Below are 20528 nucleotides of genomic sequence, written 5' to 3' on the forward strand. Positions count from 1 at the left end.
TGCGGGCGGTCAGCCTTCGGCGAAGGCGACCCGCAGAGAGCTCAGTTCCTGCTTGAGTTCGGCGAGAGCAGCGCTTGCTCCGTCCATGTTCTTCTCCCGGCCCATGCGTTCGAGCTGCTGGGCCTTGGCCTGGGAGCGGCTGGCGCAGAAGTTGGATACGGCGCCCTTCAGGGCATGGGCGGTACCGTAGAGTGCCTCGGCGTCACCGGCGGCCACCGCTGCTTCCACGTCGGCCAGCAGACGGGGTTCGTCCTCGCTGTACATGACCATCAGCTGGGCCAGCAGATCTTCATCATCGCCCAGGTTGGCCAGTACTTGCTCCCGGTCGAATATCGGGCCGCCTGCAGGGGCGGATTCGGTGACGGGAGCCGGCGCCGGGTCGTTGTGGCCGGTATGGTGAATCAGCACTTCGACCAGATCCGGGGCGTGGACCGGTTTGGACAGGTAGCCGTCCATGCCGGCCTGCAGGCAGCGCTCCCGGTCGCCCTTCATGGCGTGGGCGGTCATGGCGATGATCGGGGTGCGGGGCATGCCCGCCGCTTCCCGCCTGCGGATCTCGGCGGTGGCTTCAAAGCCACCCATCACCGGCATCTGCACGTCCATCAGGATGGCATCGAAACGCCCTGCCGCATGGAGGGCGAGGGCTTCCTCACCGTTGTTCGCGACCTCCACGTGATGTCCCAGCTTGGCCAGCAGGCGCATGGCCAGGGTCTGGTTGACCACGTTGTCCTCGGCCAGCAGGATGCGCAGCTGGCGGCGCTGTTCGCGCAGGGTGTGGCGGGTGATCAGCGGGCGTTCATCGATCGGGTCGACCGACAGCAGGATGGCGTTGAGCAGGTCGGAGGCCTCGACCGGCATCGGCAGGTAGGCGGCGATGCCCAGGTCCCGGCAGCGGGCCCCGTCGCCCCGCCGGCCTTCACCGGCAAGCATGATGACGCAGGGTTGGGGGATGCCGGACTGGGGAATCGTCTCGGCCAGGGCGAAACCCTCGGCATCGGGCAGCTGTGTTCCGAGGACGACAACCCGGTAGGGCAGGCCGTTGCTGGCTGCCTGGGTCAGCTCACGCAGGCAGGTGTTGGCGTCAGGGGCGCAGGTGGGAGTCATCCGCCACTGACTCAGGAGTTCGATGAGGGTGCTGCGCTCGGTGGGGTTGTCCACGGCGATGAGCACCGGCAGGCCTTCCAGGTGGGCGCGCTCCTCGGTGCTCGCAGTGCACTGGCCCCGTTCGAAGCGGGCGGTGAAACGGAAAGTGCTTCCCACGCCGGGTGTGCTGTCCACGCTGATCTGACCGCCCATGGCCTGGACCAACTGGGCGCTGATGGTGAGCCCCAGGCCGGTGCCGCCGTAGCGCCGCGTCGTGGATGTATCTGCCTGGGAGAAGGCCTCGAAGATCAGCCCCTGCTTTTCGGCAGGAATCCCCATCCCGGTGTCCTGCACGCTGAATTCGATGGAAACACCGTTTTCAATCGCCGGACCCGCCTGCACGATGACACTGACGCTGCCCTCGGCGGTGAACTTGATCCCGTTGGAGATCATGTTGATCAGGACCTGGCGCAGCCGGTGGGGGTCGCCGATCAGGCTGTCGGGGACTTCGGGTGCAACCTGGACGCTGAGCAGCAGGTCCTTTTCGGCAGCCCTTTGCTGGAGGGTCCGGGCAGCCAGGGCAACGCAGTCCCGCAGGCTGAAATCGATGTGCTCGAAATCGAGCTTGCCGGCCTCGATCTTCGAGAAGTCTAGGATGTCGTTGATGATGCCGAGCAGCGAGTTGGCGGAGCTCTTCACCAGGGTCAGGTACTCCTTCTGTTCTTCATCCAGCTCCGTCTCCAGGGCCAGATCGGTCATCCCCAGGATGGCGTTCATGGGGGTGCGGATCTCGTGGCTCATGTTGGCCAGGAAGTCGCTCTTGGAGCGGCTGTTGGCCTCGGCCGATTCCTTGGCCTGGCGCATGATCCGCTCCGTCTCCTTGCGCTCGCCGATGTCACGCAGGTAGGCGGTGATCAGGCGGCTGCCACCGCCATCCACGGTGACCAGGGCCATTTCCACCGGGAACTCCTCGCCGTTGTAGCGTCGGGCCAGGGTTTCGATACGCTGCTGCTGGGTGTCGGAGGGCGGGTGTTCGAGGAGCTCGCGGAGCCTGGCGGAGTGGGTGTCACGCAGTTGCTCGGGAAACAGGAGTTCGGAGACTGACTGATGCAGGGCGTCAGCGCGGGAGATTCCGAAGGTGCGCTCGGCGGCGGGGTTGAATTCGAGGATGCGCCCGAGGGCATCGACGGTGATGATGCAGTCGAGGGCAGCTTCGGCGATGGCTCGGTTGCGGAGCTCACTGGCGGCCAGCGCCGACTGGCCGTCGAAGAGGCGGATGGAGGTCCAGTTGAGCGCATCCACGAGTTTGCGGATTTCGACGACCGAGGTGGGTTCGTTGAGGGTGTCTCCCTGGCAGTTCTCCATGGCTTCGGCAAAGGTCGTGGCCCGCTCCAGGCTGCGCAGGGTGGGGCGCAGGAAGATCAGGATGGCCATGGTGCCGACCAGCAGTGTCAGCAGGCCGGCCAGGACGCTGTCCTTGAGGATGTGGTGCAGGCTGTCGTTGGCTGCGGCCGGATGGATCTCGCTGCGCAACCAGCCCATGGGTGCCTTTTCACCGATCCCCACCCAGGCAACGATCATCGAGCTGCCGGCCTGGGCCTCGACGCTGCCAGCCTGACGCCCTTGATCCGGCAGGGGAACGGGGGTGTCGCTGTCCGGCTCCGCGCTCAGGGGGGCGGTGTCGGTGGCGCGATGCACGCTGGCCAACGGATTGCCCTGGCGGTCGGTGACGGTGAGGCGCTGGATGGCCATGTTGCTGGAGATTTCCAGCAGATGCTCGGTGATGCCACGGCGGTCATTGCTGGCGACGTGGGGCTCAAGCACCGCGGCCAGGTGCTGGGTCAGCTCGTCGGCGTGCGTGCGCTCGAGACGTTCGACGTAGTTGGCCTGATCGAAACCGGTGTAAAGGGAGTAGGCGGAGACCGACAGGGTCAGCAGCAGGGCGAACAGCAGGGTGAGTTGCTGGCCGAGGGAGTGGAGCCCCACACGGTCTGCCAGGCGATGCAGGAGGCCGATCATTCCTCTTCGTCCTGAAAGCGTTCCCGTACGGCCAGCACGCCGGCCCATTGGTCGAGGAAGGCGTCGACGCAGTCGGGGTCGAAGTGCTGCCCGCGTTCCGTCTTCAGGAAGTCGACCGCCCGCTCGATCTCCCAGGCCGGCTTGTAGGGGCGTGCGGAGGTGAGGGCGTCGAAGACATCGGCCACGGCGACGATGCGCCCCACCAGGGGAATCGCCTCCCCGGCGAGCCCGGAGGGGTAGCCGCTGCCGTTGAATTTCTCGTGATGGCTGAGGGCGATCTCGGCGGCCAGCTGGATCATCGGAGAGGAGGAGCCCTTGAGGATGTCGTAGCCGATGGTGGCGTGGCGCCGCATGATGGCCATTTCCTCGTCGGTGAGGCGCCCGGGCTTGAGGAGGATGTGGTCGGGCGTGCCGACCTTGCCGACGTCGTGCATGGGGGCTGCGCTCAGGAGGCGCTCGCACAGCTCAGGGTCGAGGCCCAGGCGTTGGGCGATGAGCTCGGAGTAGTGGGCCATGCGCAGGATGTGGGCGCCGGTTTCCGGGTCGCGGAACTCGGCGGCGCGGGCCAGGCGGGCGATGGTTTCGCGCTCGCGGGCAACGATGTCGGCGGTCTGGCGGCGGACTTCGGTCTGGAGGTCGTCGTTCCAGGTACGCAGGCGAGTGTGGCTGCTGCGCAGGGCCAGCATGGTACGCACCCGGGGGTCGAACTCGTGGCGGTCGATGGGCTTGGTCAGGAAGTCATTGGCCCCGGCGGTGAGGCTCTGGTAGCGGACTTCCTTCTCATGGGCCGCGGTGACCATCAGGATGGGCACCACGTCGGCCGGATGCAGCTGGCGCACGGCGTTGATGAACTCGATGCCGTTGAGGTCGGGCATCATGTAATCGACGATGATCAGATCGGGCTCATGGCTTTCGCACCATTTGAGCCCCTCGAGCGGTGACGTGAAGCACACGATCTCGGTGCCGGCCGGCGTGAGCTTGCGAACCAGCGCCTGGATCAGGGTCAGGTTGAGGGGGGTGTCATCAACGATGGCTATGGCCATGGGGGCTCCGGTGGGACGGGGCGCAAAGGCCTGTCCCGGTGACTTGGGCGATGTCAGATTATCGGCCCGAAGTCCTCGAAGTTAAGTGGGGGCCGGTCATGAACCGGAATGGCCATGGCGTTTTCGTGGGCGCCGTCCGCCGGGGCCGTGAAAGGCAGTAGCAGGGTGAAGCGGGTGCCGGTGCCGGGTGTACTCTGGACGTCTATCTGCCCCCCCAGGGTGCGGGTGACGAGGTTGTACACGATGTACAGGCCGAGTCCGCTGCCCCCCTTGCCGAGGCGGGTTGTGAAGAAGGGGTCGAAGATGCGCTGCAGGCTGGCGCTGTCTATCCCGTTGCCGTTGTCGGTGATGCGGATGCGCACGTTGTCGGGGCCGGCCTGGGTGGTGACGGTGATGTGGCCGTCGGGGCGTTCGGCAAAGGCATGGGTCAGGGCATTGCTGACCAGGTTGGTGAGGATCTGACCGAGGGCGCCGGGGTAGCTGTCCATCTGGAGCGCTTCTGCCGGGGCGATGTCGAGGGTGCAGTGGGTGCCTTTGAGCATGGGGCCGAGGGTGACCGCGATCTCGTGGAGCATTTCGCCCAGCTCAAAGGAGCGGCGGTTCTCGCTGCTCTGGTCGACGGCCACCTGCTTGAAGCTGCGAACCAGTTCCTGGGCGCGTTGCAGGCTGCGCATCAGCAGCTCGCCGGCCTCCCGGGCATTCTCCATGTAGGCATCGAAACTGCTGCGACGCAGCCCGCCGGAGGCGAATTCCCGGGTCATCTCTTCGGTGCGGGCGGCGAGGGTGGTAGCGACGGTGACGCTGTTGCCGATGGGGGTGTTGAGTTCGTGGGCGATGCCGGCCACGAGGGCGCCGAGGGCGGCCAGTTTTTCGCTGCGCACCAGCCCGTCCCGGGCCTGGTGCAGGGTTTCGAGGGCGCTCTGCAGTTCGGCGGTGCGCTCCTCCACCCGCCGTTCCAGCCCCTCGTTGAGTTCTTCGATGTGCCCCTGGACCCGTCGCAGCTCCGAGATATCCACCAGGGACCACAGCCCGCAGTCCTCGCCATTGATGCGCAGGCGACACCCGGACACCAGGCAGGTGGCGATCTCGTCGCGGCCCCGGGGGCGGATGCGGACTTCCCGCTGGGCCACGATCTCGTCCCGGGCAATGCGGGCGTAGAGATCGTCGTAGACCTCGGAGTCCACCCAGAAGCCGAGCTCGCCAGTGCTCCGGGTGAGTACGGCGCTGCGTTCGAGCCCGAACAGGTTCTCCCAGGCAGGGTTGGCGTCCACGTGGGTACGGTCGGCCAGCCGGGTCACGGACGTGGCCACGGGAGCCGAGGCGAAAATGCGCGAGAACTTGGCCTGGCTCTCCTGCAGGGCCTCGTCGGCAGCTTTCTGCTCGGATACGTCGCGGACGATGGCGATGAGGCAGGTCTGGCCTTCGATGACCACGGTGGAGGCATTGAGCAGGCAGTGACGCCGCAGCCCCTCGCGGGTGCCGATGGTGCAGGGAAAGTTGCGCAGGGCGCCGTGCTGGCTGACCAGCTCCACCACGGCCGCCCGCTCTTCGGGGATGGGCCACAGGCCGAGGTTCAGGGAGGTGGTGCCGATGGACTCTTCCCGCGACCAGCCGACCAGCTGGATGAAGGCCTGGTTGACCTCGAGGATGGTGCCGTCGGAAAGGCGGCTGATGGTGATGTAGTCGGGGCTGCAGTGGAAGGCCGCGGAGAACATGGCCTCGGAGATGCGCTGGGCTTCGGCGGCGGAGCGTTCGGCGCGTTCGAGACGCATCTGCTCGCTGATGTCACGGAACACGGTGAGGATGCAGGCCTGCTTGCCGATGGACAGCAGCCGCGCCCGGGCCAGGGTTTCCAGGGTGTGTCCGTCCCGGTTGCGCAGGGTCACGGGGCGGTTGTGGACGACTTCACCGGCACGCAGCAGGGTGTCCATCTCGATCTCGTCTTCCGGCCGGGCCCACAGGCCGAAATCCCGCCCGCGCTGGCCGAGCCCCTGTTCCCGGGTGTAGCCCAGCAGGGTGCTCCAGTTGTGGTTCATGTCGATCAGGCGCGCGTCGTCGAGGCGGGTCAGGGTGACGAGATCGGGCAGAAAGCGGAACACCGCGGAAAAGCGATCATGTGCAGCGTCGAGGGCTTCTTCGGCACTGCAGCGGCGCGCCTGCTCGGTCTGCAGGGCGGTGGCCAGATCGGCCGCGGAACGCCTGGCCGCGCTCAGCTGTCGCCAGCCGAGGCCAAGCCCGATGAGCGCGAGCAGGCTGGTGGCGAGCAGCGCGGTGACGGCCACGGAGATCATCGTGCCCCCGGGGGGGCCTGGTGAAGGGTGCGGAGGATACTCGCCATGGTGTCGAAACCCATGTCGTAGAAGCGTTGCAGCAAGGGCGCCATATGCCCGAGGGCAAGCAGCAGCACGACGAAGCCGACCGTCATGGTGATGGGAAAGCCGATGGCGAAGAGGTTCAGCTGCGGCGCGGCGCGGGTCAGGATGCCCAGGGCGATGTTGGTGATGAGCAGGGCGGTGACCACCGGCAGGGCCATCAGCAGACCGGAGGCGAAGATCGTGGCCCCGGAATGCACCAGCACCATCCAGCCTTCCTGGTGCAGGTCACCATTGCCGATCGGCAGCCATTCGAAGCTCCGGGCCAGGGTGTCGAGCATTACCAGGTGACCATTCAGGGAGAGGAATACGAGGGTCGCCAGCAGGGCCAGCAGCTCGGCCACGACCGCCGTCTGTCCGCCGGCCATGGGGTCGAAGAAGGTGGCAAAGGAGAGGCCCATCTGCAGGCTGATGAGTTCGCCCATCAGGTCGAGGGCCGCAAACACCACGCGCATGGCCAGGCCCATGGCGATGCCGATCAGGGTCTGCTCAAGGAGGATGAGCAGCCCGGCCCAGGAGTCGAGGGCAACATTGACCGTCACCGGGAAGGCCGGCGCGACGCCGAGGCCCACGGCCAGCCCGACCACCAGCTTGATGCGTCGGGGAAGGGCGTTGTTGCCGAACACGGGCCCCGCGCTGATCAGGCCGAGGACCCGGGCCAGGGGAAAGGCGAAAAGGGCCAGCCAGGCGTCGAGCTGGGCCGCGGTGACGGTGAGCATGGGGTGGCCAGGCTCAGCCGATCATGGCGGGGATGTTCTCGAAGAGACGCCGGATGAAGTCGGTCATCATGGTGATCATCCAAGGCCCGGCCAGCACCAGGGTGATGAAGGTGGCGATCAGCTTGGGCACGAAGGACAGGGTCTGCTCGTTGATCTGGGTGGCGGCCTGGAAGATGGAGATGATCAGGCCGGTGGCGAGGGCGGCGATGAACAGGGGCGCCGAGACGAGCAGGGTGAGCTCGAGGGCCTGACGGCCCAGGTCGATGACGGTAGTGGGGGTCACGGGGCGCTCCTATCCGAAACTCTGCACGAGGGAGGCGATCAGCAGATTCCAGCCATCCACCAGCACGAAAAGCATGATCTTGAAGGGCAGGGCGACGATGGCCGGGCTCATCATCATCATGCCCATGGACATCAGCACCGAGGCCACGACCATGTCGATGATCAGGAAGGGGATGAAGACGATGAAGCCGATCTGGAAGGCGGTCTTCAGCTCGGAGGTGACGAAGGCCGGGATGACTACCCGCATGGGCAGGTCTTCGGCCTTGTCGACCCGGGGCGTCTTGGCGAGCTTGGAGAACAGGTTGAGATCGGGCTCGCGGACCTGTTTGAGCATGAAGGCCTTGACCGGTACGGTGGCCCGGTCGAGGGCTTCGTTGAAGGTGATGCGGTTCTCCGACAGGGGTTGCCAGGCCTCGGTGTAAACCTTGTCGATCACCGGGGACATGATGAAGAAGGTGAGGAACAGGGACAGGCCGACGATGACCTGATTGGGGGGCGAGGTCTGGGTGCCCATGGCGTGGCGCAGCAGGGACATGACGATGATGATCCGGGTGAAGCTGGTCGTCATCAGCACCAGGGCCGGCAGGAAGCTCAGGGAGGTGAGCAGCAGCAGGGTCTGGATGGACAGGCTGTACTGGGTGCCACCACCACCCGTGGGTGTGGTGGTGAGGGCGGGCATGGCCTGGGCCAGAACGGGTAGGGGCGCCAGCAGAAGCAGCGGGCCAAGGCGCCGGAGCAGGAGGGAGAGGTGGTTCATCGGGTGCGGCGTTCGAGGGTCTGCTTGAGCCAGGTCTGGAAGTCCTTGCCGCCAGGCATGGGGCTGCTGTTGCCGGGCGAGGGAAGATCGGTGGTGTCGAGGGTGTGGAGGGCGTTCACCCGCCCCGGGGCGACCCCGAGGACGAGGATCTTGTCGCCCACCTCCACCAGCACGACACGCTCCCGGGGGCCGACCGCCGTTGCGCCCCGCACCTTCAGCAGGGCGGCGCCCTGGGCGTTGCCTCCCCCTATCCGGCGGAGAACATGCAGGCTGGCGTAGAGCAGGCCGATCACCAGGCCCAGCCCGAGCAGCATCTGGACAACGCTCCCGGTGGTGTCGAAGGTGCCGCCGTCCGCGGCGAAGGCGGAACCGGTCAGAAAGAGCAGGCCGGCAGCAGGAAGCGGGAAAGACATGGGGGGCGGAAACCGTGGGGAGCCTGCCGCCAGCTTATCCGTGAGGGCCATCACGGAATGGGTCGATTAGGCATGCAAAAGGGGCATATTTTTGTGCTTTGCGCCTTTTGCCGATGAACTGCATGATGTGCTATCAATCAAAGCAGTGTCGGGTTCAGGAGGTGTGATCATGTTGCTGTGGCATCGTGACATCCAGCCGGCGGCTGGCGCGTCTGAAGACAAGTTGCCGGAGGCGGCGTCCGGCAATGCTTATGAGGCCAAGCGTCAGCGGGCCCTGCAGATTCTCGGGGAACGCTGGTTGCTGCACCGGGCCAACGCTCCTGATCGGCAGCCGAACCGTTCGGTGCTGATGCGCCCAAGGGCTGGCGAAGCCGCCCCTGCGCGCTGAGGGCTGGGTGCCTGCCACCCGCGGCTTGGTGGCAGGTTCAGTTGCGGAGTTTGCGGATGCGTTCGGCCGGCGTGATGATGTCGGTCAGGCGGATCCCGAACTTGTCGTTGACCACTACCACTTCACCCTGGGCGATCAGGGTGCCATTCACCAGTACATCCATCGGCTCGCCGGCCAGGCCGTCGAGTTCCACCACCGATCCATGGGCCAGCTGCAGCAGGTTGCGGATGGCGATCTTGGTGCGTCCCAGTTCCACGGTGAGCTGCACCGGGATGTCCAGGATCATGTCGTAGTCGTTGATCGAGCCGCCTTTGGCGCCGGCCTGGCCGAAATCGGGAAAGAGCTGGCTGGCGGGCTTCGCCTGGTAGGGGGAGCCATCGTCCTCGGCAGGCTCCGCCGGGTCGGTGAGCCCTTCCGCGGCCGCCTGCTCCTGCATGGCCGCAGCCCAGTCGTCGTCGCTGATCTGGTTTTCGTCGGGGGTGTCGGTTTCTGACATGGTGTGCTCCTAGCCCTTGGCCGCGGTTTCTTCTTCCTGGGCCAGGAAGCGTTCGACCTTGAGGGCGTATTGACCGCGCTGGACGCCGTAGCGGCATTCCATGAACGGGATTCCGTCCACTTCCGCCTGTACGGTTTCCGGGATGTTGAGGGGAATCACGTCGCCCGGCTTCATCTGGACGATATCCCGCAGGGTGACCTTGGCGGTGCCCAGACGGGCCACCAGGGTGACTTCGGCGGTCTGCAGCTGTTTGCCCATCATGTTCACCCAGCGGTTGTCCTGGGTGATGTGGTCGCTCTGCATGGTCGAGTAGAGCGTCTCGCGGATCGGCTCCAGCATCGAGTAGGGGAAGCAGAAGTGCATCTCCGCCTGAGAGCCGCCGAACTCCAGCGTGAACGAGGCCGCCACGACGATTTCGCTGGGCGTGGCGATGTTGGCGAACTGGGGGTTCATCTCCGAGCGGACGTACTCGAACTCCAGCTTCTGCACGGGGGCCCAGGCCTTGGCGTACTCGTCGAAGGTGACCTTCAGCAGACCCTGGATGATGCGTTGTTCGGTGGGGGTGAAGTCGCGGCCTTCGACCCGGGTGTGGAAGCGGCCGTCGCCACCGAACAGGTTGTCCACCACCAGGAACACCAGGTTCGGGTCGAGAACGATGAGCCCCGTGCCACGCAGGGGCTTGGCGATGAACAGGTTGAGGTTGGTGGGTACGACCAGGTTGCGCACGAACTCGCTGAATTTCTGGACCTTGATGGGCCCCACCGAGACTTCGACGTTGCGGTGCATGTAAGTAAACATGCCGATGCGCAGATAGCGGGCGAAGCGCTCGTTGATGAGCTCCATGGTGGGCATGCGCCCACGCACGATGCGCTCCTGGGTGGCCAGGTTGTAGTCCCGGACCCCGCTGGTGTTCTCTTCTGCGTGCTCTGTGTCGTCACTCTCCCCGGTGACGCCCTTGAGCAGGGCATCCACCTCTTCCTGGGAGAGAAAGTCCTGGGCCATGACTAAACCCCGTTATTGCACGATGAACTGGTTGAACAGCACGGCAAGCACCGGCCCGTCGTCTTCGGGGCGGCTGCGCTTGTTTTTCTTCTTCGGGTTGGGGGCATAGCCGAGCACGTCGTTGGCTTCCTCCTTGATCTCGTCGGCAAGCTCCTCGCGGCCTTCCGAGCTGACCAAATCGGAGGGCTTCTTGGACGACAGCAGCATGATGATGCGGTGCTTCAGCTCGGGCATGTAGAGCTTCAGGGAGTCGCCCACCTTGGCGTCGGCAACCCGCAGGACCATGGTGGATTGCAGGAAGTGCTCACCCTCCTCGGGGGCCAGGTTGACGGTGAATTGCTCGAGCTGCACGAAGACCGGCGGCTTGGACGGATCCACCTTGACCTTGGGCGGCTCATGGGCGGCGGGCTCTTCTTCCGCGTCCTCACCTTCGGCGTGCTTCTTCTTGCCCATCATCATGAAAGCACCCGCGCCGGCAATTGCCAGCACCAGAACTGCCACGATGATGATGATCATCTTCTTCTTGCCACCCTTGGCGGGGGCTTCGCCTTCGGCGCTTTCAGCCTTGGCCGGTGCTTTCGACATGCTGGATCACTCCTTGTTTGCATCCATTGTTATCCACCACGGCTGCCCGGCAAGCGTTGAATAGGGGCATCACGGCCCGCCATTTGTGCCACTTCAGGCAAACGTGTCAACCAAACCTTCGCCGCGCCTGGCCCATTGGGCCGGCACTGCGTTTGTTGCAAGTCCTTCATCGGCGCTGCCACCACCCCGCCACTGGCTGCCGCGGGGGCTGCGTTCCGGGTCGCCGGGCTGGCCGGAGGTGCCCACATCGGTCTGCCCGAGGCTGATACCGCTCTGTTCAAGGATTTCCCGCAGGCGGGGCAGGCTCTGCTCGATCAGCTCGCGGGCAGCCGGGGTTGCGGCCACGAACTGGGCACTGGTCTGGTCGCCGCTGACGGTGATCGAGACCTCCACCTTGCCCAGCTGGGGCGGGGTGAGGGTGAGCTCGGCGTGGCTCTCCGCCTGTCCGACCATCCAGCTGACCCGGTTGCCGACCTCCTCGGGCCAGCCGGGGCTGCCGGCCGGGGTGGCCACGTGCATGGGCACAGGCGCCGGGGCTTGGGGAGGGGCGGCTCCCTGGAGGTTGGCCAGTGCGGCAGCGTGTATGGCGGCGAAGCTGTTGGTCGGGGGGGCTGCGACCGGGGGCTCGGCCGCCCGCAAAGGGGCGTCGGCCAAGGCTGTCGGCGCACCATGGGGGGCGATGTCTTCGCCTTTGCCGGGTGTGGCGGCAAAGTTTGCCGGAGCGCCGACGGCGCTCTCTGCCGTTTTCTGTTCCGCATTGCCGCCAGTGCTCCGGGATATGGCCTCCGGTGTAAGCGCGGTGGGCAGGGCGAAGAGGCCGCCGCCGGGCAGGGTGCTGGTGTCAGCCGAGATTGGCGCGGTGTCGCCCTCCCCGGAGGCGGCCGGGGCCGGTTCTGCCGGGGGAAGGGCGGCGGCGGGGAGGAGGCCGCCCAGCAGCGCAGCCAGTTCGGGCTGGGCCGGTGGTTGGGCCTGTGCCGCGGCCTCGGCCCGGGCCGCTGCATCGGAGTCGGTATCGGTATCAGACGCGGATTTGGAACCCTGCCCGTCGTCCGGAGGCGGACTGCCCTTCATCTGGCGCTGCAGCTCGGAGGCGAAGCCGGTACCGCCCTTGTCCGGTTCGGACGGGGCGGCAGCATCCGGGCTGGAGGCATCCAGGCCTTTCGGCGGGGCCGCGGGGGCGATGCTGGCGATGGGGTTCAAGGCCGGTCCGGACATGATGGTGTTCCTGGTAAGGATGCAGACAACTCCGTATCAGCAAGCCACGTGCCAGCACTGGCTGGCGCTACCTTCATTCTTCGTTGCCGCGGTCCCGGAACTGCTTGGCGGCGTGTTCGTCGGTGAGCCGCTGCTCCTGCTTGGCTTCCTTGCGGGCCTGCAGGGTCTGGTGACGGTGGGACAGGGTGTCGAAGGCCTTCACCTTGTTGCGCTGGTCCACCCATTCCTGCTGGCCTTGTTCGACGCGTCGCTTGGATTCGGTGACCACGCCCTGCTGGTGGGCGATGGCTTCGTCGAGCTTGGCGAGGAAGGCGCTGTAATTGCGCCAGGCATCGGGGCCGATTCCGTTGCGGGCGGTTTCCACAAAGCGGGCCTGATACTCCCGGCGATACTCCACGAGGAGGGCGAGCTTCTCTTCAACCGCACGATCACTGGCAATCAGCTCGCCGAGCCGCCGCGCCGCGTCGTCCATGCGGGTGTTGGCGAGATCCAGCAAAGGCTGTAGCGGAAACTGCTCGGTCATCGTCTGTTTCTCTCGGCGTTATCGGACGGGGGGCGGGAATCTTTAGGGGCAGGGTCTGATGGCCTTGCTGGCCGGCGTGCGTGTCATGGGGTGGCGCCAAACAGTGCGTGGAGCTTCTCCACCGCGGATTCGTAAGGCTCGCTCTCCTCGATGCGCTGCTGCAGGAAGGCCTCCAGTCGCGGGTACATGGCGACGGCCTGGTCGAGGACGGGGTCGGAGCCGGCGTGGTAGGCCCCCACCGCGATCAGGTCGCGGGAGCGCTGGTAGCGGGAAAAGAGCTGTTTGAAGCGCCGCACCATGTCGAAGTGCTGGCTCTTGACCAGGTTGTGCATGGCCCGGGAGATGGATTGCTCGATGTCGATCGCCGGGTAGTGGCCCTGGTCGGCCAGGTTGCGGGACAGCACGATGTGGCCGTCGAGGATGGCCCGGGCCGAGTCGGCGATGGGGTCCTGCTGGTCATCGCCCTCGGCCAGCACGGTGTAGAAGGCGGTGATCGAGCCGCCGCCCTCGGGGCCGTTGCCGGCCCGTTCGACCAGGGCTGGCAGGCGCGCGAACACCGATGGCGGGTAGCCGCGGGTCACCGGTGGCTCGCCGATGGCCAGGGCGATCTCCCGCTGGGCCATGGCGTAGCGGGTGAGGGAGTCCATGATCAGCAGCACCTGCTTGCCTTGGTCGCGGAAATATTCGGCCACGGTGGTGGCGTAGGAGGCGCCCTGCAGGCGCATCAGCGGGCTGCAGTCGGCGGGGGCGGCGATGACCGCCGAGCGGGCCAGGCCCTCGGGGCCCAGGTTGTGCTCGATGAATTCCTTCACCTCGCGGCCGCGCTCGCCGATCAGCCCGACCACGATCACGTCGGCAGCGGTGTAGCGGGCCATCATGCCGATGAGCACCGATTTACCCACGCCGGAGCCGGCGAAGAGGCCCATGCGCTGGCCGCGCCCCACCGTGAGCAGGGCATTGATGGCACGGATGCCCACGTCCAGGGACTGGCTGATGGGGGCGCGCTGCAGGGGGTTGATGGGCCGGGCCTGGAGAGGCCGGGAATGGCGGACGGCCAGGGGGCCGAGCCCGTCCAGCGGCCGGCCGGCGCCGTCCACCACCCGGCCGAGGAGCTCGTCACCCATGGGCAGGTGCTTGGCCCGGTCGGAGGCGCGGCGGCGGGGCTCGATGCGCTCGCCGGCGATCAGCGGGGGCTGGGTGGGCTCCACCGGCAGCACCTGGGCGCCGGGCGCCAGGCCAAAGACGTCGTCGGTGGGCATCAGGAAGATCTTCTCGCCGTGAAAGCCCACCACTTCGGCCTCCACCGAGCTGCCGCCGGGGATGATGATGCGGCAGCCCGAGCCGAGGGGGAGCTTGAGCCCGGAGGCCTCCATCACCAGCCCGTTGATGCGGGTCAGGCGGCCCGACATCTGGTAAGGCGGTGTGGCGCCGACGAGCTTGCGGCCGTCGGCGAGAAAGGACTTCCAGGTCTCGATGCCGTGTTCCATCAGGGCGCGTCTCCGTCCCAGGGGATGTTGCGGCTGAGGTTGTCCATGACCCGGCGCCAGCGGGTTTGCACCGTGGCGTCGATCTGGCTGCCGGCCGCTTCGATGCGCACGCCGCCGCGGGTGATGGTGGCGTCGTCGATCAGCCGGTGACCGGCGTGGGAGAGCTGCTCACCCAGGTATTCCTTGGCCATGGCCAGGTCTTCCGGGTTGATGTGGATGAGGGCGTGGGCCTGGGGTAGCTGCAGCAGGGCTTCGCGGATCAGCTCCACGACCGATTCGGGGCGCACGGTGAGGGTCTGGCGCACCATCTGGCGGGCCAGTTCGGTGGCCAGGGCCAGAATTTCGTCGGCCACCTCCTGGTCGAGGAGGGTGAGGGAGTTCTCCAGGGTTTCGACGAGGCCATGGAACTGCATCGCCTCGATGCGACCGCGGGCCGTGCCCTCTTCGTAGCCGGCTGCGTAGCCATCCTTGCGAGCCTCCTCGTGGATGCGCTCGATGTCCTCTGCGGTGGGCAGGTGGATGTCCGGCTCGGGGTCGATGCCGGTCGTGGGCAAGGGCTCCGGCTCGACGGGCGGAGGGGGCGGCGGCGCGGCGACGATCTCCGGGAGTGCTTCGGCGCCACTTTCGATGGGCTCAGGGGGGACCGGCTGCGGTGCCGCCGGCGCGTCGAAGGACGGGAGGTCCCAGCGCTGGTAGGCGCCGACGGCCTGGTGACGATTCATGGACATGGTGGGGGGCGGTGTTTAGACGAAGGCGTCGTCGCCACCGCCACTGGAAAGGGCGATCTGGCCCTCTTCGGCCAGACGACGGGCGGTCTTGAGGATCTCCTTCTGTTCGGCCTCCACCTCCGACAGGCGCACCGGCCCACGGGATTCGAGGTCTTCCCGCAACATCTCGGCGGCGCGCTGGGACATGTTCTTGAAGATCTTCTCGCGCATCTCGGGCGGCGCGCCCTTCAGGGCGATGACCAGGGAGTCGCTCTGGACTTCGCGCAGCAGGGTCTGGATGCCCCGGTCGTCGAGTTCCATGAGGTTCTCGAACACGAACATCTCGTCGAGGATCTTCTGGGCCAGGTCGGGATCGTATTCGCGCACGTTGTCGAGGATCGCGGTCTCGGCCGCCGAACCGACGAAGTTGAGAATGTCGGCGGCGTGGCGCACGCCACCCATGGCGGTCTTCTTGATGGTGGATGCGCCGGCCAGCATGCGCGTGAGGGCTTCGTTGAGTTCGCGCAGGGCGACGGGCTGCACCCCGTCCAGGGTGGCAATACGCAGCAGCACGTCGTTGCGCAGGCGGTCGGTGAAGTGCTTGAGGATCTCGCCGGCCTGGTCGAACTCCAGGTGTACCAGGATGGTGGCGATGATCTGGGGATGTTCGTTCTTGATCATGTCGGCGGCGGTCGGGGCGTCCATCCACTTCAGGCTCTCGATGCCGGCGGTGTCGGAGCCCTGCAGCACGCGGCTGATCAGGTGGGTGGCCCGCTCGTCGCCGAGGGCCTTGGTGAGCATCGCCTTGATGTGCTCGTGATCGGCCTCGATGGGCGTGCCTTTCTCGGCAAAGGCGATCAGCTCGTCGAGGATGATCTCGACCTTCTCCCGCGGCTGGGAGGGCATGCCGGCCATGGCGGCACCGAGTTTCTGGACCTCCTTCGGGCCCAGCTGCTTCAACACTTCGGCGGCTTCGTCGGCACCCAGGGTCATCAACAGCAGGGCGCTCTTTTCCTGGCCCTCATCGTTGCTGCTCATTGCTTCCCATCCATTCCTTGATCAGGTTGGCGACCACGCGCGGGTTGTTCTTGGCGATCTCGTGTACTTTGGCGAGTTTTTCGTCATAGGCCAGGCGAGCTGCGGCTTCCGGCGACAGGGCCACTTGGGCGCCCTCGTCGTCCTCGCCTTCCTCACCTTCTTCGCCCTCTTCTCCGTCGGCACGGCCGGAGGCGGCGTCTGCGTCTTCGTCCTTCTCTTCGGGCGGGGGCGGCATGACCTGCTTCATCAGCGGCCGGATGACCCCGAAGGCCACAAAGGCGATCACGCCGGCAATGACCAGGTATTTGAGGAGCTCCTTGAACAGGGCGACGTTGTCCGGGTCCTTCCAGATCGGGGTTTCGAAGGCGTCCTTGTCGGAAGCGACGAAGGCACTGCTGGCGACGTTGATGGTGTCGCCCCGGTCCTTGCTGTAGCCGACGGCTTCGCGCACGAGGTCTTCAACCTGCTTGCGCTCGTCATCGCTGAGGGGAACGGTCTTGACGTTGCCGTTCTTGTCCTTTTCTTCCTTGTGGTTGATGGCCACCGCCACCGACAGGCGCTTGATCTGGCCGAGGGCCTTGCGCGTGTGCTGGATGGTCTTGTCCACCTCGTAGTTGATGGTGGCGCTCTTGCTGGTGGTAAGGGGGGGCTGGCCGCTGGCGCCGGTCGTTCCCGGCACTGCCGGCGTGGTCACCGGCGCCGTGGCGGGGACGGGGGGCTGATTGCTGAGGGCGCCCGGCACACCTTGCGGCCCCTGGTCGCGGGTCTGGCTCTCGTTGCTCTGCTGGCTGCGGATGGCCTGCTCGGGGGATGGGTTGGGGCGGTAGGTCTCGGCGGTCTGTTCGGTCTGATTGAAGTCCACGTCTGCGGAAACCTGGGCGCGGAAATTGCCCTTGCCGAAGAGTGGCGTGAGGATGGCGTTGATGCGCTCGATGTAGCCTTCCTCCAGCTCGCGGGTGTATTTGATCTGGGTGGCGTCGAGGGAGGTGCGCAGGGGGTCGGGCTTCTTGGTGAGCAGACTGCCGTCCTGGTCGATGACGCTCACGTTGTCGTTGGACAGGTTGGGTACGCTGGAGGAGATCAGGTGCACGATGCCGGCGATCTGGGCCTGGTCGAGGCTGCGGCCGGTGTGCAGATTCACCATCACCGAGGCGGTGGGCTTCTGTTCGTCGCGCAGGAAGGCGGTCTGCTTGGGAATGGCCAGATGCACCCGCGCCCCTGCGACGCTGGCAATCGAGGAGATCGTGCGGGACAGCTCGCCTTCCAGGGCGCGCTGGTAGTTCACCTGCTCGTGGAACTGGGACAGGCCGAGCTTCTGGGTCTCCATCAGCTCAAAGCCCACCAGGCCGCCCTTCGGGATGCCCTGGGCGGCGAGGCGCAGGCGCAGGTCATGGACCTGGGTGGCCGGCACCAGGATGGCGTTACCGTTGTCCGAGAATTTGTAGGGGACGTTCTGCTGCTGGAGGCTGGCAACGACGGCGCCGCCGTCCTTCTCGGCGAGATTGGAGAACAGCACGGCGTAGTCGGGCTGGCGGCTCCACAGCAGCACGCCGACGATCAGGGCGATGCCGAACGCCAGCGCAGCGCCGGCAGCAAGCTTCTGGCGCTGGGACAGGTTGCGGATGTTCTCCTGCACCTGGGCAAATGGTGAGGCGGGCGGGGCCGGAGCGGCGGCCTCTTCTGCTGCCATGGAAACATTCCCCCTATTTCGGATGCTCGCATTCTGGCGCGTTGCCGGGGTTTTCTACGGTGGGATTAGCGGCGCTTTTTGCCGCCTATTTGCCGCCTTGCCGGGGCGTCGGCAGGCCTAAGCTGCGAACCGGTGAATTTCGTCTCCGCCCATCCATGACCGACCCTGCTACCGAAGACCGTCTCGATGCCCGCCAGCTGGCCGATGCCTTCCGCCAGTTCAGCCAGGCATCCGAGGCGCTGACCGGCGCCTACGCCGGGCTGCAGACCCAGGTCGGCCAGCTGACCGAGCGCCTGAGCGTGTTGATGGGGGCGCTGCCGGCCGGTGTCGTCGTCCTTGACCGGGACGCCCGGGTGGTCCAGGCCAACAAGGCCGTGGAGGGGATGTTCGGCGAGCCCCTGGCGGGCGTGGACTGGATGGCGTTTTGCGCCACCCGCTTGGCGGGCACCGAAACGCCGGGTGAGTGGCAGGTGGACCACGCCGGCGAAACCCGGCGCGTGACCCGGGTGGATGCGCCGCTGGAGTCCGGCGAAGGGCATATCGTGCTGCTGACCGATGTCACCGAAGCCCATCACATGCGCCTGGCTGCCGAGCGCAACGAGCGCCTCGCCGCGATGGGCGAGATGGTTGCCGGCCTGGCCCATCAGCTGCGCACGCCCCTGTCGGCAGCGCTGCTGTACACCGCTACCCTGGTGCAGCAGGACATGGCCCCGGCCGACAAGGAGCGTGTTGGCACCCGGGCCCTGGAACGTCTGCGTCATCTGGAAAAGCTCATTCGCGACATGCTGTTGTTCGCCCGGGGCGAGACCCTCGGGCGTGAACCTTTTGCCATCTGTGATCTGGTGGCCGAGCTGGCCCAGACCCTCGAGCCGGTCGCCCGGGCTCGCGGACTGGGCTTCGAGGCGACGTGTGCCTGTGGCGACACCCGTGTGGTGGGCGATCGCAAGGCGATCGCGGGAGCGCTGACCAATCTGCTTGAGAACGCCGTCCAGGCCCTGGAGGCAGGCGGCTCCGTCCGCTTTCATGCCGAGCAGGACGGTGTGCGGGCCTGTTTCCGGGTCACCGATGACGGCCGCGGTATCGACCCCGCCCTACAGTCACGGCTTTTCGAGCCGTTCTTTACCACCCGCCCCGACGGAACCGGTCTGGGGCTGGCGATCGCCCGGGGGGTAGCCCGCGCCCACGGAGGCGACATCGGTATCGAGTCGGAGCCCGGTCGTGGTTCCACCTTCACCCTGACCCTCGCCATGGGCGGCTGACGCCCCGTTGCACCCGAGTTCTAGAGAGATCCCCATGCCAGAAGCCCTTCACATCCTGGTTGTCGAAGACGACGCGCCCCTGCGGGACGCGGTGTGCCTGACCCTCGAGCTGGCCGGCCATGCCGTCACCGGGGTCGGCGATGGCCCGGCCGCGCTGGCGGAAGTGGACCGGCAGGCCTTCAATCTGGTCCTGTCCGACCTGAAGATGCAGCCGATGGATGGTCTGCAGCTCCTGGCCGAACTGCGCCAGCGCCTGCCCCAGCTGCCCGTCCTGTTGATGACCGCCTTTGGTGACGTGGAGAAGGCCGTGGATGCCATGCGTGGCGGAGCCTGTGATTTTCTGATGAAGCCCTTTGAACCCGCGGTGCTGCTCGAACATGTGCAGCGCTATGCCGTGACCCGTCAGGCCGACGGCATGATCGCCGCCGACCCCCATACCCGCAATCTGCTTGCCCTGGCCGACAAGGTGGCGGAGACCGATGCCACGGTGCTGCTCAACGGAGAGTCCGGCACCGGCAAGGAAGTCTTTGCCCGCTATCTCCACGAACACTCCCTGCGGCGCAGTGGACCCTTTGTGGCCATCAACTGTGCGGCAATCCCCGACACGCTCCTCGAGGCCACCCTGTTTGGTCACGAAAAGGGCGCATTCACCGGTGCTGCCACTTCCCAGGCCGGCAAGTTCGAGCAGGCGGAGGGCGGAACCCTGCTGCTCGACGAGATTTCGGAAATGCCCCTGGGTCTGCAGGCCAAGCTGCTGCGGGTGCTGCAGGAACGGGAGGTGGAGCGGGTGGGCGGAAAGAAGGCCATTCCCCTGGATATCCGCGTGCTGGCGACGACCAACCGCGATATGACGAAGGAGGTGGCGGCAGGACGTTTCCGGGAGGATCTTTTCTATCGGCTGAACGTGTTTCCGCTGGCCATCCCATCCCTGCGCGAGCGCCCGGGTGACATTGTGCCGCTGGCACGGCATTTTGCGCTGATGCACGGAGCACGTCTGAAGCGGGCTGGCCGACTCTCGCCGGAGGCAGAGGCCGTGCTGGTGACCTACCACTGGCCAGGCAATGTCCGCGAGCTCGAGAACACGGTGCAGCGCGCCCTGATCCTGAGCGGCAGTGAGGCCGTGTCGGCGGAGACGATCCGTCTGTGCCTGCCCCACTGGAATGGCGAACCCGTGCGCCTGCCGGTTTCGACGCTTGCCGTTTCGGCAAATTTTGCCGCAGATCCGGTAGTTTCTGCCGGAGAGGTCGGTGAGGGGAGCAAGGACGGGGGGCGTCCGGCCAACATGAAGGATCTGGAGCGTGAGCACATCCTGCAGGTGCTGAAAGAGGTGGGCGGGTCGCGAAAGCGGGCCGTGGCGCAGCTTGGCATCTCCGAGCGGACCCTCCGTTACAAGCTCCAGCAGTACCGCGAGGAGGGGCTCTTCTCCGGCTGATGGCCTCTTGTGCTGCTT

19 protein-coding genes are annotated in these 20528 nt (G+C 66.4%); 3 read left to right on the forward strand and 16 right to left on the reverse strand.

What is annotated here, in order from left to right:
- Window positions 1-9: 9 nt before the first annotated feature.
- The 7 genes from L6Q67_RS03830 to fliO are packed head-to-tail and all read right to left on the reverse strand — an operon-like array spanning window position 10 to window position 8688.
- Window positions 10-3102 (reverse strand): response regulator, encoded by a 3093-nt coding sequence (locus tag L6Q67_RS03830; RefSeq protein ID WP_296565567.1) that lies wholly within the window; start codon window positions 3100-3102, stop codon window positions 10-12.
- On the reverse strand, window positions 3099-4145 hold the full coding sequence (locus L6Q67_RS03835; RefSeq protein ID WP_296565569.1) for an HD domain-containing phosphohydrolase: 1047 nt from the start codon (window positions 4143-4145) through the stop codon (window positions 3099-3101). Before L6Q67_RS03835 ends, L6Q67_RS03830 begins: the two co-directional genes overlap by 4 nt.
- Before the next feature lie 53 nt (window positions 4146-4198).
- The gene (locus tag L6Q67_RS03840) at window positions 4199-6436 is read right to left on the reverse strand and encodes a PAS domain S-box protein (RefSeq protein ID WP_296565572.1); all 2238 of its coding nucleotides are present in this window, start codon (window positions 6434-6436) and stop codon (window positions 4199-4201) included.
- Window positions 6433-7236 carry a flagellar biosynthetic protein FliR gene (fliR, locus tag L6Q67_RS03845; protein WP_296565575.1) on the reverse strand — a complete coding sequence of 268 codons (804 nt, stop codon included), beginning with the start codon at window positions 7234-7236 and terminating at the stop codon, window positions 6433-6435. Before fliR ends, L6Q67_RS03840 begins: the two co-directional genes overlap by 4 nt.
- 13 nt (window positions 7237-7249) lie before the next feature.
- Window positions 7250-7519, reverse strand: a complete 270-nt coding sequence (gene fliQ, locus L6Q67_RS03850; protein WP_296565578.1) for a flagellar biosynthesis protein FliQ — start codon at window positions 7517-7519, stop codon at window positions 7250-7252.
- Between the two features lie 9 nt (window positions 7520-7528).
- Window positions 7529-8275 (reverse strand): flagellar type III secretion system pore protein FliP, encoded by a 747-nt coding sequence (gene fliP / locus L6Q67_RS03855; RefSeq protein ID WP_296565579.1) that lies wholly within the window; start codon window positions 8273-8275, stop codon window positions 7529-7531.
- Window positions 8272-8688: a flagellar biosynthetic protein FliO gene (gene fliO / locus L6Q67_RS03860; protein ID WP_296565582.1), complete on the reverse strand. Its 417-nt coding sequence runs from the start codon at window positions 8686-8688 to the stop codon at window positions 8272-8274. Before fliO ends, fliP begins: the two co-directional genes overlap by 4 nt.
- A gap of 169 nt (window positions 8689-8857) precedes the next feature.
- Here fliO and L6Q67_RS03865 point away from each other — a divergent pair, with 169 nt between their 5' ends.
- Window positions 8858-9076: a hypothetical protein gene (locus L6Q67_RS03865; protein WP_296565585.1), complete on the forward strand. Its 219-nt coding sequence runs from the start codon at window positions 8858-8860 to the stop codon at window positions 9074-9076.
- Window positions 9077-9113: 37 nt separating this feature from the next.
- Here L6Q67_RS03865 and fliN read toward each other — a convergent pair whose 3' ends face one another.
- The 9 genes from fliN to fliF all read right to left on the reverse strand — a co-directional run bounded on the left by fliN (window position 9114) and on the right by fliF (window position 17819).
- Window positions 9114-9572 carry a flagellar motor switch protein FliN gene (gene fliN, locus L6Q67_RS03870; protein WP_296565588.1) on the reverse strand — a complete coding sequence of 153 codons (459 nt, stop codon included), beginning with the start codon at window positions 9570-9572 and terminating at the stop codon, window positions 9114-9116.
- 9 nt (window positions 9573-9581) lie between these two features.
- Window positions 9582-10574 (reverse strand): flagellar motor switch protein FliM, encoded by a 993-nt coding sequence (fliM, locus tag L6Q67_RS03875; protein ID WP_296565590.1) that lies wholly within the window; start codon window positions 10572-10574, stop codon window positions 9582-9584.
- A 12-nt stretch (window positions 10575-10586) separates the two neighbouring features.
- Window positions 10587-11159, reverse strand: a complete 573-nt coding sequence (fliL, locus tag L6Q67_RS03880) for a flagellar basal body-associated FliL family protein (RefSeq protein ID WP_296565593.1) — start codon at window positions 11157-11159, stop codon at window positions 10587-10589.
- Window positions 11160-11252: 93 nt separating this feature from the next.
- On the reverse strand, window positions 11253-12374 hold the full coding sequence (locus L6Q67_RS03885) for a flagellar hook-length control protein FliK (RefSeq protein WP_296565595.1): 1122 nt from the start codon (window positions 12372-12374) through the stop codon (window positions 11253-11255).
- A gap of 73 nt (window positions 12375-12447) precedes the next feature.
- The gene (gene fliJ, locus L6Q67_RS03890) at window positions 12448-12897 is read right to left on the reverse strand and encodes a flagellar export protein FliJ (RefSeq protein ID WP_296565597.1); all 450 of its coding nucleotides are present in this window, start codon (window positions 12895-12897) and stop codon (window positions 12448-12450) included.
- Window positions 12898-12980: 83 nt separating this feature from the next.
- Window positions 12981-14384, reverse strand: a complete 1404-nt coding sequence (gene fliI / locus L6Q67_RS03895; RefSeq protein WP_296565607.1) for a flagellar protein export ATPase FliI — start codon at window positions 14382-14384, stop codon at window positions 12981-12983.
- On the reverse strand, window positions 14384-15112 hold the full coding sequence (locus L6Q67_RS03900; protein WP_296565610.1) for a flagellar assembly protein FliH: 729 nt from the start codon (window positions 15110-15112) through the stop codon (window positions 14384-14386). Before L6Q67_RS03900 ends, fliI begins: the two co-directional genes overlap by 1 nt.
- A gap of 15 nt (window positions 15113-15127) precedes the next feature.
- Window positions 15128-16129 (reverse strand): flagellar motor switch protein FliG, encoded by a 1002-nt coding sequence (fliG, locus tag L6Q67_RS03905; RefSeq protein WP_296565612.1) that lies wholly within the window; start codon window positions 16127-16129, stop codon window positions 15128-15130.
- Window positions 16113-17819, reverse strand: a complete 1707-nt coding sequence (gene fliF / locus L6Q67_RS03910) for a flagellar basal-body MS-ring/collar protein FliF (RefSeq protein ID WP_296565615.1) — start codon at window positions 17817-17819, stop codon at window positions 16113-16115. Before fliF ends, fliG begins: the two co-directional genes overlap by 17 nt.
- Before the next feature lie 155 nt (window positions 17820-17974).
- Here fliF and L6Q67_RS03915 point away from each other — a divergent pair, with 155 nt between their 5' ends.
- Together L6Q67_RS03915 and L6Q67_RS03920 are read left to right on the forward strand one after the other, a co-directional pair.
- The gene (locus L6Q67_RS03915) at window positions 17975-19078 is read left to right on the forward strand and encodes an ATP-binding protein (protein ID WP_296565619.1); all 1104 of its coding nucleotides are present in this window, start codon (window positions 17975-17977) and stop codon (window positions 19076-19078) included.
- A gap of 34 nt (window positions 19079-19112) precedes the next feature.
- A complete protein-coding gene (locus tag L6Q67_RS03920) occupies window positions 19113-20510 on the forward strand; it encodes a sigma-54 dependent transcriptional regulator (RefSeq protein ID WP_296565624.1) in 1398 nt (465 codons plus the stop codon).
- Window positions 20511-20528: the final 18 nt, after the last annotated feature.

Origin of the sequence: Zoogloea sp. (assembly GCF_023150065.1) — a bacterium.
Classification (GTDB): domain Bacteria; phylum Pseudomonadota; class Gammaproteobacteria; order Burkholderiales; family Rhodocyclaceae; genus Zoogloea.

Coding starts and splice junctions, on each gene's coding strand:
- L6Q67_RS03830 (WP_296565567.1), bottom strand. CDS start 3,102: ATGATCGGCCTCCTGCATCGCCTGGCAGACCGTGTGGGGCTCCACTCC.
- L6Q67_RS03835 (WP_296565569.1), bottom strand. CDS start 4,145: ATGGCCATAGCCATCGTTGATGACACCCCCCTCAACCTGACCCTGATC.
- L6Q67_RS03840 (WP_296565572.1), bottom strand. CDS start 6,436: ATGATCTCCGTGGCCGTCACCGCGCTGCTCGCCACCAGCCTGCTCGCG.
- fliR (WP_296565575.1), bottom strand. CDS start 7,236: ATGCTCACCGTCACCGCGGCCCAGCTCGACGCCTGGCTGGCCCTTTTC.
- fliP (WP_296565579.1), bottom strand. CDS start 8,275: ATGAACCACCTCTCCCTCCTGCTCCGGCGCCTTGGCCCGCTGCTTCTG.
- fliO (WP_296565582.1), bottom strand. CDS start 8,688: ATGTCTTTCCCGCTTCCTGCTGCCGGCCTGCTCTTTCTGACCGGTTCC.
- L6Q67_RS03865 (WP_296565585.1), top strand. CDS start 8,858: ATGTTGCTGTGGCATCGTGACATCCAGCCGGCGGCTGGCGCGTCTGAA.
- fliN (WP_296565588.1), bottom strand. CDS start 9,572: ATGTCAGAAACCGACACCCCCGACGAAAACCAGATCAGCGACGACGAC.
- fliM (WP_296565590.1), bottom strand. CDS start 10,574: ATGGCCCAGGACTTTCTCTCCCAGGAAGAGGTGGATGCCCTGCTCAAG.
- fliL (WP_296565593.1), bottom strand. CDS start 11,159: ATGTCGAAAGCACCGGCCAAGGCTGAAAGCGCCGAAGGCGAAGCCCCC.
- L6Q67_RS03885 (WP_296565595.1), bottom strand. CDS start 12,374: ATGTCCGGACCGGCCTTGAACCCCATCGCCAGCATCGCCCCCGCGGCC.
- fliJ (WP_296565597.1), bottom strand. CDS start 12,897: ATGACCGAGCAGTTTCCGCTACAGCCTTTGCTGGATCTCGCCAACACC.
- fliI (WP_296565607.1), bottom strand. CDS start 14,384: ATGGAACACGGCATCGAGACCTGGAAGTCCTTTCTCGCCGACGGCCGC.
- L6Q67_RS03900 (WP_296565610.1), bottom strand. CDS start 15,112: ATGTCCATGAATCGTCACCAGGCCGTCGGCGCCTACCAGCGCTGGGAC.
- fliG (WP_296565612.1), bottom strand. CDS start 16,129: ATGAGCAGCAACGATGAGGGCCAGGAAAAGAGCGCCCTGCTGTTGATG.
- fliF (WP_296565615.1), bottom strand. CDS start 17,819: ATGGCAGCAGAAGAGGCCGCCGCTCCGGCCCCGCCCGCCTCACCATTT.
- L6Q67_RS03915 (WP_296565619.1), top strand. CDS start 17,975: ATGACCGACCCTGCTACCGAAGACCGTCTCGATGCCCGCCAGCTGGCC.
- L6Q67_RS03920 (WP_296565624.1), top strand. CDS start 19,113: ATGCCAGAAGCCCTTCACATCCTGGTTGTCGAAGACGACGCGCCCCTG.